We start from the raw sequence: 13,723 nt of genomic DNA, 5'->3' as shown, positions 1-13,723 counted from the left end.
ATTATAGTGACTAATTTTAGTTATTTATAGTTGGTTTTTTTATGTCTGTAGATTGGTAATTAACATTCTGTTAACCTTAGGTAACTCTAAAAAAAAGGATTTCATTATGAGTCATAAAATATTCTATATCGGTGTAGTTGCTCTTCTAGCAGCTAGCACTTACGGCCAAGTTGCTGCCAACGAAATTTCTCAGCACCTATCAACGATTATCACTCCTGAGCCGATTGAACGTATTCAACCTAAATACCCTATTGACGCGGCTCGGGAAAGCCGTGAAGGGTGGACAGTTATTAGTTTTGTTATCGATGAAAAGGGCAACGTTTCAGATGCATTAGTTAAAGAATCTTCAGGTAGCGAAGATTTTAATAAGGCAACGCTAAAAGCCGTGACTAAATGGAAGTATCAACCAGCATTTGAAAATGGTAAGCCAATACAGCAATGTGTTAATACAGTACAAATGAATTTTCGTATGGGCAAGAACGTTGGAACTAAAGGAGTGTCTCGAAGATTTAAGAAAAAATATGAAATAGCTACCCAAGCTTTGAAAGATAAAGATTACCAGGAAGTAGAACATCAATTAGCTAAGATGAACGCACGAAAAACAATGCACCTGAGTGAAAATAACTACATGCACATTCTTGCGGCAAATTATGCAAGAGAAATAGGTAATGATACCTTACAGTTATATCACCTTGATCGAGTGACCCTTGATAGCGGAGTAAAAAGTGAGAAGTTAAAATTTTCAGTGCTGTATCAACAATTTTACTTAGAGGCGACGTCAAATAAATTTCAAAGCACATTTAATACCTATAAAAAGCTTATTAAACTTGAAGAGGCAAAGCCGTATTTGGCAAAACTTGAAAAGGTTATGGCAGATATTGATTCAGTAATCAGTAGCGACAAAGATATTATGATTAAGGCTGCTATCGATAGAGATTACTGGTATGCAGACTTAGTAAGAAATAAGTTTTCGTTAACCAACATTGAAGGGTCTTTACATACTTTAGATGTTCGTTGTGCTAATAAGCGCCATGTTTATACGGTAGAAAATGATAATACTTGGACAATTCCTACTAGTTGGAAAAATTGCAGTATTTATGTTTATGGTGAGCCAAAAACGAGCTTTAATCTGATTGAGCACCCTATCGGTACTTAATTTCTCTTAAGTAACTGATTCAGCACTATTGCTGTCATCATTTGCTATTTGATAGACTAATAAGACAACAGTTAAAAGGATAATAACTATGTTAAATTTCACCCTAAAACCAGTACTTCACTATATTACTTTCTTGTTATGTGTTTCATTATTAGCTGCTTGTGCAGGACCTAGTCAAGTCGTTCTAGGTAAAGCCCAGTCAGAATGGGACTTTGATCACAAACTACAATTCAAAAGAACTCAATTTGATGACAGCCATTATCAGTTAGAAGTTATTTCTAATAATAAAGTTAACTTTGAGCGTTTATCTGCATTTTTATTGCGTAGAAGTTACCTAATCTGTGGATCTTATGGTTATAAATTGGAGTTAATCAAAGGTGTTGAAAGCTTCGATTTCCCCCGTGCGTCACCTAATTTAATTATGCCAAACTTAACGGCTAAACTTGAGTGTCCAATAAAAGGGTAATACGAAAAGCGACTTTGTGAAGTGATTATTTACTTGAATCAAATGGCACTTTAGTAAATTTATATAGTGAATAGCAAAGCATAAATTAAAGGATAAAAAAAATGCGGATTACTTGACTTAATTAAGTTAAGTAATCCGCATTTTTATTTAGATAGTAAAGTAGAAGTTCTACCCACTAATTATCTATTATACCACTTTAACCGGTACTGCTTGAGCAGTGTACTTAGTAGTCATCTCATGCGTAGGAGGAGCGAATCGAGTTAAATCGATACCTTCTACTGCTGACTTGTACTCTTCGATTGAAGGGAAACGACCAAGCATAGTTGAAAGTACCACTAACGGTGTAGAGCCAAGTAGTGATTCACCTTTCTTCTCAGGAGTATCTGCTACAACACGACCTTGGAATAAACGCGTTGATGTTGCAATAACCGTGTCACCTGGTTCAGCTTTCTCTTGGTTACCCATACATAAGTTACAGCCTGGGCGTTCTAAGTACATGATGTTTTCATACTTAGTACGGGCAGCGTTTTTAGGCACAGCATCATCAAATTCAAAACCTGAATACTTCTGTAAAATATCCCAATCGCCTTCAGCTTTAAGCTCATCAACAATGTTGTAAGTTGGTGGCGCAACAACTAATGGTGCTTTAAATTCTATCTTGTTACCTTGTGCTTCCATATTACGGAACATTTGAGCGATGATTTGCATATCGCCTTTGTGAACCATACAAGAACCAACAAAACCTAAATCAACTGATTTATCAGCGTAGAATGAAACAGGGCGAATAACGTCATGCGTATAACGTTTAGAGGCGTCTTCGTTGTTTACATCTGGATCAGCAATCATTGGCTGGTCGATAATATCTAAGTCAATCACTACTTCTGCGTAGTATGTAGCATTATCATCTGGTGCTAATGCTGGATTAGTACCTGTGTTAATGTCATTGATACGTTGATCAGCTAATGCGATTAAACCGTTAAGTGTTTTCGCTTCGTTTTCCATACCCTTGTTGATCATGATTTGGATACGGCTCTTAGCAAGCTCAAGTGATTTAATTAACGTTTCATCTTCAGAAATACAGATAGACGCTTTAGCCTTCATTTCTGCAGACCAATCAGTAAATGTGAATGCTTGGTCAGCTAATAAAGTACCAATATGCACTTCAATGATACGGCCTTGGAATACGTTCTCACCACCAAATTGTTTAAGCATTTGGGCTTGAGTTGCGTGAACTACATCACGGAAATCCATGTGGCCTTGCATGTTACCTTTAAAAGTAACTTTTACAGACTCAGGAATTGGCATGGCCGATTCACCTGTGGCTAGCGCGATTGCTACTGTACCCGAGTCAGCACCAAAGGCTACACCTTTAGACATACGAGTATGCGAGTCACCACCAATGATGATTGCGCGATCGTCTACTGTGATATCGTTTAGTACTTTATGAATAACATCAGTCATTGCATGGTAAACGCCTTTCGGGTCACGTGCAGTAATAAGACCGAACTTATTCATGAATGCCATAAGCTTAGGAATGTTAGCTTTAGCTTTGCTATCCCAAACTGACGCTGTATGACAACCTGATTGGTATGCAGCGTCTACTAGTGGAGAAATAGTAGATGCTGCCATCGCTTCAAGTTCTTGACATGTCATAGGACCTGTCGTGTCTTGAGAGCCAACAATGTTCACTTTAACGCGAACATCTGAGCCTGCATGTAATGGTGTTTCAGACGTTACACCAACAGCGTTGTTATTAAAGATTTTCTCAACGGCCGTTAAACCTTGACCTTCATGTGAAATTTCTTTTGAAGTTGCATATACAGGTGTTGTTGCTACGCCAAGTGTTTCAGCAGCGAACGTTTGTAATTTCTTACCAAATGTTACCGCGTAAGAACCACCTGCTTTCATGAATTCTACTTTCTGTGGTGTAAAGGCTGAAGAGATATCCGCAAGCTCTTTGTCACCGTTGTATAATTTCTTCGCTTTGGTATCAATAGTTAACACAGTGCCAGTTGCTACTGAGTAAGCTTCTTCTAAAACTGCATCACCATTTTCATCAACAACTGCGTTGCCACTTGCATCTACTTTCTTAACCCAGTTTTTAAGGTCAAGACCAATACCGCCAGTTACATCAACGGTTGTTAAGAAGATTGGAGAAATACCATTAGTACCAGCAACTACCGGTGCAATGTTAATAAACGGTACGTATGGGCTTGCTTGTTTACCTGCCAATAGTGCAACGTTGTTAACACCCGACATACGAGAAGAACCAACACCCATAGTGCCTTTTTCAGCAATTAACATCACTTTCGCATTAGGATGCTTAACTTGTAATGCTAGTATTTCTGCTTGGGCTTCTGGTGTGCTCATGCATTGGCCATGTAATTCACGGTCAGCACGAGAATGGGCTTGATGACCCGGAGAAAGTAAATCAGTTGAGATATCACCTTCACCGGCAATATAAGTCACTACTTCAACTTTTTCTGCTACTTCAGGAAGCTTAGTAAAAAACTCTGCTTGGGCGTAGCTTTCAAGAATATCTTTAGCAACAGTGTTGCCTGCTTTAAATGCAGCTTCAAGGCGAGAAGTATCAGCGTCATATAGGAATACTTGAGTTTTTAATACGTCTGAGGCTTGAGCAGCTAATGCAGCGTCATCACCTAATGCAAGGTCGAGTAACACTTCAATTGAAGGACCACCTTTCATGTGAGATAACAATTCAAAAGCAAATGCAGGGGTGATTTCAGCTACTACTGATTCAGCAAGAATAATCTCTTTTAAAAATGCAGCTTTAACACCTGCAGCACTTGTTGTACCTGGTAAGGTGTTATAAATTAAAAAGTTAAGAGACTCTTCGCGATGCGCATTACCTGAGTCTTTAATCTGAGCGATAATCTCAGATAATAAATCGGCAGAATCAATTGGCAAAGGTGCCAATCCTAGATCGGTTTTACGACTTTCTATTTCTTTAATGTACTCTGAATATAAGCTCATCTGATACTCTCTCTAGCTATAATATGGCTAATAATATTGACATTATTAGCAAGGACAAATTTTTGCGACTATTTTACCTGATTTTCTGCTAACTACTAATCATTTGCTTAAATAAGCACTATTCATAACAATAATGACAACTAGAAAATATAGTTATGTGACTTATATTGGATTGTTGGCTACACTGGAAATACTCTTTTCAAGGTGATGTTTAGTTCTAAAGCCTCCTATACCCATGCAATTTTGCGACTAAAATACGATTATCTTGGCAGATTTAAAATTCCTCTAGTCGCTGAAAACCATCTTATCTCCTATACTATAACTATGATCAAGCTGCCTAAATCAACACACCATGCAGCCATCTTAACAAGCCTAATTGTTAACTTTTTGCATAAGAGAATCTTAAGCAAAATCGAAACATTTCCGACAATATAAAAAAAGAAGAATAATAGACTAGTATAATAGTCGTACAAATTAAAACGTTAATACACGTAGCTGATTGAAAAATAAATACTATAAATAAAGTGAATATTGAAAATAAACACTGTAACTAATTACAGATGACAAAAAGTGTCGACAATATTGTATTATTAAGATGAATTTTTTAATCCTAGATACTTAAAAGCTTTGTCCTAAATCGGCTCTATGTTATCGAGTCATCTCTAAAGTGACTAGTGTCTCCAAATAAAAAGGTGAATGTCGTGCTTCAAGAATATCGCAACCACATAGCAGAACGTGCAGCTGAAGGTATCGTACCTAAAGCTTTAGACGCTGAACAGACAGCAGCATTAGTCGAATTAGTTAAAAACCCACCAGTCGGTGAAGATGCTTTTTTAATTGATTTATTAACAAATCGTGTACCAGCGGGTGTTGATGAAGCAGCTTATGTTAAAGCGGGATTTTTAGCAGCAGTGGCTAAAGGTGAAGCGACTTCATCCATCTTAAGCCCTGAAAAAGCCACACAATTATTAGGCACCATGTTAGGTGGGTATAACATTCAGCCGATGATTGACCTTTTAGAGTGTGACACGTTATCAACGACAGCAGCTAAAGGCCTATCAAATACATTATTAATGTTTGATGCCTTCCATGATGTTCAAGAAAAAGCTGAAGCGGGCAATGTTGCTGCTAAGCAAGTTATGCAATCTTGGGCTGACGCTGAATGGTTCACATCAAAAGAAAAAGTAGCTGAAAAGATCACAGTTAAAGTTTTTAAAGTGACGGGTGAAACTAACACTGATGATTTATCACCAGCACCTGATGCTTGGTCTCGTCCTGATATTCCATTACACGCTAAAGCAATGCTTAAAATTGCCCGTGAAGGTATCAACCCTGATGAAGATGGCACTATTGGTCCTATCGTTCAGCTTGAAGAAATGCAAAAAGATGGGATTCCACTAGCGTACGTTGGTGATGTTGTGGGTACAGGCTCTTCTCGTAAGTCAGCAACTAATTCAGTTTTATGGTTTATGGGCGATGATATCCCTTGTATCCCTAACAAACGTGGTGGCGGTGTCTGTTTAGGCGGTAAAATCGCTCCTATCTTCTATAACACTATGGAAGATTCAGGCGCATTACCGATTGAATTAGACGTGCAAGCGATGCACATGGGTGATGTTATTGACATTTATCCATACGAAGGCGTTGTTAAAAATGCTGCTGGCGAGGTTATTTCAACATTTGAACTGAGCCCGGTACTGTTTGACGAAGTTCGTGCTGGTGGACGTATTCCTCTTATCATTGGTCGTGGTTTAACAGGTCGTGCTCGTGAAGCATTAGGTTTAGAAACGACTGATTTATTTGCAACGCCGGTTGATCCAGCGGCTTCTGCTAAAGGCTTTACTTTAGCGCAGAAGATGGTAGGTAAAGCATGTGATGTTGATGGCGTTCGTCCTGGTCAATATTGTGAACCTAAAATGACGACTGTAGGCTCGCAAGATACTACTGGTCCTATGACACGTGATGAGTTGAAAGATTTAGCCTGTTTAGGTTTTTCTGCTGATTTAACTATGCAGTCTTTCTGTCATACCTCAGCTTACCCTAAGCCTGTTGATGTTATTACGCATCATACATTACCTGATTTCATGATGAATCGTGGCGGTGTTTCATTACGCCCAGGTGATGGTGTTATCCATTCTTGGTTAAACCGCATGTTGTTACCTGATACCGTCGGTACTGGTGGTGATTCTCATACACGTTTCCCATTAGGTATTTCTTTCCCTGCGGGCTCAGGTTTAGTTGCTTTTGCAGCGGCAACGGGTGTTATGCCACTTGATATGCCTGAATCAGTATTGGTTCGCTTTAAAGGTGAAATGCAACCAGGTATCACGTTACGTGACCTAGTTCATGCTATCCCTTACTACGGTATCAAAAAAGGTTTATTAACTGTTGAGAAAGCCGGTAAAATCAACGAATTCTCTGGTCGTGTACTAGAAATTGAAGGCCTTAAAGGTTTATCAGTAGAGCAAGCGTTTGAATTATCTGATGCCTCAGCTGAGCGCTCTGCAGCAGGTTGTTCAATCAAGCTCGAAGAAGATTCTGTTGCTGAATACTTAAAGTCTAATATTGTTATGCTTAAGTGGATGATTGCTGAAGGTTACGGTGACGTTCGTACTATTACCCGTCGTATTAAGGGTATGGAAGAATGGTTAGCTAACCCTTCATTAATGGAAGCCGATTCAGATGCTGAATACGCTCACATTATTGAAATTGACTTAGCTGATATCAAAGAGCCTATCGTTTGTTGTCCAAATGACCCTGATGATGCGAAATTATTATCAGATGTTGCTGGTGTTGCAATTGATGAAGTATTCATCGGTTCATGTATGACTAACATTGGTCATTTCCGCGCTGCAGGTAAATTGATTGAGAACTTTGGTGGTTCATTGCCAACACGCATGTGGGTTACACCACCGACTAAAATGGATAGCGCACAACTCAAAGATGAAGGTTACTTCAACATTTATGGTAAAGCCGGCGCTCGTGTAGAAACTCCGGGTTGTTCACTGTGTATGGGTAACCAAGCACGTGTAGGTGATAATACGACGGTATTGTCTACTTCAACTCGTAATTTCCCTAACCGCTTAGGTAATGGCGCGAATGTTTACCTTACTTCAGCAGAGCTTGCTGGTGTTGGTGCTATCTTAGGTAAACTTCCAAGTCCTGCTGAGTATATGGAGTATGCATCTCAAATCGATGCTACTGCTGCTGATACCTACCGTTACTTGAACTTTGATAAGATGGAAGAATACACCAAGAAAGCTGATACGGTGATTTTACAAGTAGAAGCCTAATTTGATATTTTCTTATCGTTAAGTTTCACTCTTTTGTTGTTGGAAGTACTCACCTATAGTCATAGGCTCCGTGCTTCCTCCTAGAAAGAGCATTACTTCACTTAAAGAAAATACCAAATAGTTAAATAAAAATGCCAGCCTGTTAAAACAGGGTGGCGTTTTTTTTGGCGTTTATGTTATTAGCATAATCCTAGTTTTTGATGACGTTAGGCCATAGTTCGTCTACTGAGTGAGCTATTTTAATTTTAAGACAACTCTGCTAAAATACGCCTCCCTAAAAACGTGATTAATGATCCGTTTATTATTGATTTTAAAAAATTTAATCTACAGCACTGGATTTACGTTCCAGTTAGCTCAATGGAGAGACCATGAGTACATCAGAAAAAGAGTTATCAACATCTGTTACATCACAAATAACATCAAAAAAATCGTCAACTAATAGTATTACTATTTGTGCGTTATATAAGTTCGTACGTTTAGATGCATTTGAAGCATTACGTGAGCCATTATCAAATAAAATGACCAGTGTTGAGGTTAAAGGTACCTTATTATTGGCTGCTGAAGGCATCAACGGTACCATCGCTGGCCCACAAGCTGGTATTGATGCAGTGTTGGCATTCCTCGGAGAACAGCCGGGTTTAGATAACATTTCTCATAAAGAATCTTACAGCGAAGAAAACCCATTTCATCGCACTAAAGTGAAATTGAAAAAAGAAATCGTTACTATGGGTATTGAAGGTATTGATCCTAACCAAGTAGTTGGCACTTATGTGAAGCCTAAAGATTGGAATGCTTTAATTTCTGATCCAGAAGTGGTCTTAGTTGATACCCGTAACGATTATGAAATTGAAATTGGCACTTTTAAAAATGCCATAAATCCAAACACTGAAACGTTTCGTGAGTTTCCTGATTATGTTGCAAAGAACCTAGATAAAAATAAACACAAGAAAGTTGCCATGTATTGTACTGGCGGTATTCGTTGTGAAAAATCTACGGCATACTTAAAAGAACAAGGTTTTGAAGAGGTATATCATCTTGAAGGCGGCATCTTAAAATACCTTGAAGAAGTGCCAAGTACCGAAACCTTATGGGAAGGTGAATGTTTTGTTTTTGATGGTCGTGTTGCAGTTAATCATGAACTAGAGCAAGGACAATACGATCAATGTTTTGCCTGTCGTTTTCCGTTAACTGACGTTGAAAAAGAAAGCGAACATTATGTTAAAGGCGTAAGTTGTCACCGTTGTCATGATAAAGTTTCTGAACAACAACGTAACCGCTATGCTGAACGTCAACGTCAAATATCATTGGCTGAAGAACGTGGTGAAAGTCACATCGGTGGTGACATTCAAAGTATTATTGAAGAACGCCGCCAAGAGAAAAATGATAAAAAAGCGAAACAAGCAAATAAGTAGCTAACTTATTCATTTCACTTGAAAGACTTACTGATACAGCCCGAGTTATTGAACATAACTTCGGGCTGTTTGTGTTTATAGCTCCATTACCTTATCAAAGGTAATACTATTCATCATTATCATGGTCATGGTCATTAGGTTTACTCTTTCGTAGATTAAATAATCCGGTGAAAAACTTCACTACCCGATGTCGAGATTTATAAGCAACTCGTATATTGGGTGCTAACGTAACTTGTCCCCCTTGGCCTAAATGTGAAAAAGGATCGTCTACTACCCACTTAGGCTCTAATCGATCCCAGGCATGAAAAGCTCTTTTATAAACATTAACTTTAACAAGTGATTGATCATGTTCAGAGAGGTTATTTACTAATGCTGGGCAGGTTTCTGGTAAATCATAATCATCTTTGGCGCCGGTTTGAATGAGAACAGGTGCGCCAGTAAAGTTGTCAAACTCAAAGCCAGGTGCATAATTAAATAACCAACAAAGAGGATAGTGAGCTACATGTCCGGCAAAACGATAGGGTAAACCAGACATTGACATATACTGCTCTGTTGCGGTTAACATAGATAAAATACCTCCCCAAGAAAAACCAATAACACCAATGCGATCTTTATCAATGCTAGGATGCTGAGCTAAGTAAGCGAGAGCGGCGATAACATCAGGCAAGGTTTCTTGTGGGGACTCAGGTCTATTCTCGCTGCCTCCATCTAAGTCACGCGCACCCCATAAATCAAGCTCTAAGGTTGCAATACCACTATTATTGAGTGCACGGGCGTAGAAGGAACCTGTACTGTCGACACCGGCAGAGCTATGTAAAATAACGACTGCGGGGATTGCGGAATTTGAGTTTCTTGGGACGCGTAATTGTGCAGATACTTGCCAGCTTTGTGTAGGGGTTACGACAGGAATGGCAATATACGATATTCTTGTGGGTAGTTTTTTGGCGTAAACAAAACCTTGGCAAAATAGTAATATTAAAATTACTAAAGATAATTTTTTAAACATAATAAATCCATTAATTTTGATTGTTGTATATGAACCATACTCATTTACTACAGATCGCAAACATCACTATCAAGAGATGGCCTACTTCCATGAAGTGCTTTAATAATAGCTGTATATTATTTAAACGTCTAACTTGTAATATTCAAAATTAATTGAGTCATTCAGTCAGAATAAACATCATATTTATGCCTTAGCGTAAAAAACAGTGTACGTCGTTGTCGAATTTTATTGTTCTGTTGCCATAGCTTTACAGTTAAGTAATTGTGTAACGCATGCGGATTGTATATTCTTGCTGAGTTTACAATTATTCGAGACTCGTATGAAAAAATTACTTAGCGTTGCAGCGCTGTCATTATTGACTGCGGCAACTACGGTAAAAGCAGCGGACTCAGCGTCTGAAGTGTTTACCGTTGAAAAACTTAATGAATTAAACCAACTGCATGATGTCACTTTATCTCCTCAAGGTGATGTACTCGTTTATGGTTTGAAAAAAGGCAGTAGCTCTAAAGACAATCACTTATATAAACAAAATATTAAGACTGGCCAAATCAGTCAACTTACCGAACATGAGAACTCTGAAAGCAATGTTGTCTGGGCGGATGATGGAAAATCTGTGTATTTCCTCTCATCACGCAGTGGAACTAACCAAATTTGGCAGCAAGATTTACAGCAAAAAACAGCGAAGCAAATATCGGATTTTCCGGTAGAAGTTAACGGCTTTAAATTTGCTAAAAATGGTCAAGTGTTCGCGCTGTCTTTTACTGTTAAGCCAGGTTGTGAAACGTTAGCTTGCACCGTTGAGTCAAAGAAAGCGGATGAAGAAAAAAAATATAATATCCGTGCTTATGACCAATTGATGGTTCGCCACTGGGATACATGGACAACAGAGTATAAAGAGCATCTATTTATTGCTCATGTCGATAAAAACGGTCAGCTTCAGCATGCCCAAGATATTATGCCAAATTGGGTAAGTGATTTTGCAGGTCTTAGCCAGGTAAGCATTCATCCTGATGCGACGTCTTTAGCATTCTCAGCGAAAGACTCATCAAGTAAAGCCGCAGCCAAAGATCATGCTTGGAGTACTAACTTTGATATTTTTGAAGTGTCTCTTGCTGAAGGGCAAACGGCTTTTAATCTCAAGAATATTACCGAAAAGAATCAAGCATGGGATTCAAGTCCTGTTTATTCACCTAACGGTAGATATCTTGCTTATAAAGCCATGAAAATACCAGGCTATGAAGCGGATAAGTTTACGCTACAGTTACGTGATAACAGAACAGGAAAAACCCGCGCAGTTGCCAGTGACTGGGATCGTTCAATTAGTAGCTTAGCTTTTGCACCGGATAACAATTCTGTATATGTTGTGGCGCAAGATGTTGGCCAAAAAAGTATTTTCTCTATTACACCTGAGTTTGATGAAGTACGTAGCATTTATAATGTTGGTAGTAATGGTGATATATCAAGCCACGGGAATAAAATTTATTTTACTCGCCATACTTTAAATTCACCGCAAGATATTTTTTCTATTGATAACCATGGTGATGATTTAACGCAATTAACTCATATCAATAAAGATAAGCTGGGCGAAGTAAAGTTTGCTGATTACCAACAATTTAACTTTAAAGGTTGGAATGATGAAACCGTGCACGGTTATTGGTTAAAGCCAGCTAACTTTGAAGCAGGTAAAAAATACCCTATAGCCTTTTTAGTACACGGTGGCCCTCAAGGTAGTTTTGGCAATATGTTCCATTATCGTTGGAATGCTCAATTATGGGCAGCGCAGGGATATGGAGTGGTGATGGTCGACTTCCACGGCTCTACTGGTTATGGGCAAGAATTTACCAATTCAATCAGTCGTGATTGGGGTGGTAAGCCATTAGAAGACTTACAAAAAGGTTTAGAATTTATTGTAAAAGATCAACCTTGGTTAGATGGTGATAATGCTTGTGCTTTAGGTGCCTCTTACGGTGGTTACATGATGAACTGGATTGCCGGAAACTGGCCTACTCGTTTTAAATGTTTGATTAATCACGCGGGTTTATACGATATGCCAAGTTTTTATCAATCTACTGAAGAGTTATGGTTCCCTGAGTATGATATGGGCGGCCCTTCATGGGGCAAAGAAAGTGGTAGTGCTAAAGGCAAGGTAAGCCCTGATTACACTAAATTCAACCCATATGCTTATGTTAATAACTGGCAAACACCTATGTTAGTGATTCAAGGTGAGTTAGATTATCGCGTACCTTACGCACAAAGTTTAGGTGCATTTACCACCTTACAGCGTAAAGGCATTGATAGTCGTTTAGTGATGTTTCCAGATGAAGATCACCATATTCGTAAACCGGACAACTTAGTGGTTTGGTACGACGAAGTATTTAAGTGGTTAGAAAAATATACCAAGAAGTAATGACAAAAAAGGCACATTAACTTAAGTTAATGTGCCTTTTTCATTTAAGGAATGATTAAAAATAAGGACTATCGGAAGAGAGGATTAAGTTAATCTTGCTCAGCAGCTTCTTTGAGATAGGCAAGTCGGTCTTGCTCCTGCTCAAAAGCCGCTTGAATTTCGGCTAGTATCGTCTCTACATCGGCACTTTGAGTGTCTTCAGCAAATAAACCGGTTAATTTAGTGGTATCGCTTAATTCACCTGCTTCATATAAAGCCCACATTTCTTCACCAAATCTAGTTAATGCTAAATTTGGAACAAATTGAGCATAATACGTAGTGATATTGTTGACATCGCGCAGTAACATCGCTTTGGCATTGTTATTAGCCGAAGCATCAACTGCTTGAGGTAAGTCAATAACCACGGGACCATAAGCATCAACTAAAACATTAAATTCAGATAGATCACCATGAACTATACCAGCACAGAGCATGCGCATGATATAAATCATCATTAAGGCATGATCTTCCATCGCTTGGTCTGCAGGCATTACAATATCGTTAAGTCGAGGAGCAACATCACCTTGTTCATCGGTGATAAGTTCCATCAATAACACGCCGTCAAAACAGCCATAAGGCTGAGGTACGCGGACATTATGTTCAGCCAGAGTATACAAGGCTTCCACTTCAGCATTTTGCCAAGCTGTTTCTTGTTGGCTCTTACCGTACTTAGAGCCTTTCTCCATTGCTCTAGCACGTCGACTACTTCGGCCTTTTCGACCTTCGGTGTACTGTGACGCTTTTTTAAAACTACGTTGAGTCGCTTCTTTATAAACTTTCGCGCAGCGAATTTCATCGCCGCAACGAACACGATAGACAGTGGCTTCTTTACCACTCATTAATTGGTTGAGCACTTCATCAATTAAGCCTTCTTCTACGAGAGGCAATATACGCTTTGGAATTTTCATTGCGCTGTTATACATCAGATAGGGTAAGGAAGATAGTAAAAC

General features: G+C 38.8%; 8 protein-coding genes. 5 read left to right on the top strand and 3 right to left on the bottom strand.

Annotation, left to right across the window (positions count from 1 at the left end):
• The first annotated feature begins 106 nt into the window (after positions 1–106).
• Together ESZ36_RS04305 and ESZ36_RS04300 are read left to right on the top strand one after the other, a co-directional pair.
• Positions 107–1,156 (top strand): energy transducer TonB, encoded by a 1,050-nt coding sequence (locus tag ESZ36_RS04305; protein ID WP_146784014.1) that lies wholly within the window; start codon positions 107–109, stop codon positions 1,154–1,156.
• A gap of 88 nt (positions 1,157–1,244) precedes the next feature.
• On the top strand, positions 1,245–1,622 hold the full coding sequence (locus tag ESZ36_RS04300) for a hypothetical protein (RefSeq protein WP_146784012.1): 378 nt from the start codon (positions 1,245–1,247) through the stop codon (positions 1,620–1,622).
• A gap of 186 nt (positions 1,623–1,808) precedes the next feature.
• Here ESZ36_RS04300 and ESZ36_RS04295 read toward each other — a convergent pair whose 3' ends face one another.
• The gene (locus ESZ36_RS04295; protein ID WP_146784009.1) at positions 1,809–4,616 is read right to left on the bottom strand and encodes a bifunctional aconitate hydratase 2/2-methylisocitrate dehydratase; all 2,808 of its coding nucleotides are present in this window, start codon (positions 4,614–4,616) and stop codon (positions 1,809–1,811) included.
• A gap of 701 nt (positions 4,617–5,317) precedes the next feature.
• Between ESZ36_RS04295 and acnB the strand changes: the two genes are divergently transcribed.
• Positions 5,318–7,909 (top strand): bifunctional aconitate hydratase 2/2-methylisocitrate dehydratase, encoded by a 2,592-nt coding sequence (acnB, locus tag ESZ36_RS04290; protein WP_146784765.1) that lies wholly within the window; start codon positions 5,318–5,320, stop codon positions 7,907–7,909.
• Between the two features lie 368 nt (positions 7,910–8,277).
• Complete coding sequence (trhO, locus tag ESZ36_RS04285) at positions 8,278–9,321, top strand: oxygen-dependent tRNA uridine(34) hydroxylase TrhO (protein WP_146784006.1); 1,044 nt, start codon at positions 8,278–8,280, stop codon at positions 9,319–9,321.
• A gap of 106 nt (positions 9,322–9,427) precedes the next feature.
• Here trhO and ESZ36_RS04280 read toward each other — a convergent pair whose 3' ends face one another.
• Positions 9,428–10,327 (bottom strand): dienelactone hydrolase family protein, encoded by a 900-nt coding sequence (locus tag ESZ36_RS04280; protein ID WP_146784002.1) that lies wholly within the window; start codon positions 10,325–10,327, stop codon positions 9,428–9,430.
• 319 nt (positions 10,328–10,646) lie between these two features.
• On the opposite strand from ESZ36_RS04280, the gene ESZ36_RS04275 reads away from it, so the two are divergent.
• Positions 10,647–12,734 carry a S9 family peptidase gene (locus ESZ36_RS04275; protein ID WP_146783999.1) on the top strand — a complete coding sequence of 696 codons (2,088 nt, stop codon included), beginning with the start codon at positions 10,647–10,649 and terminating at the stop codon, positions 12,732–12,734.
• 89 nt (positions 12,735–12,823) lie between these two features.
• Here the strand turns inward: ESZ36_RS04275 and ESZ36_RS04270 are convergent, their stop codons facing one another.
• Positions 12,824–13,681, bottom strand: coding sequence for a PA4780 family RIO1-like protein kinase (locus ESZ36_RS04270; RefSeq protein ID WP_146783997.1), 858 nt, complete (start codon positions 13,679–13,681; stop codon positions 12,824–12,826).
• Positions 13,682–13,723 lie beyond the last annotated feature (42 nt).

Source organism: Colwellia demingiae, assembly GCF_007954275.1.
Taxonomy (GTDB): Bacteria; Pseudomonadota; Gammaproteobacteria; order Enterobacterales; family Alteromonadaceae; genus Colwellia; species Colwellia demingiae.
The sequence above is the reverse complement of the archived record's forward strand: the minus strand, read 5'-3'. Positions and strand labels throughout refer to the sequence as shown.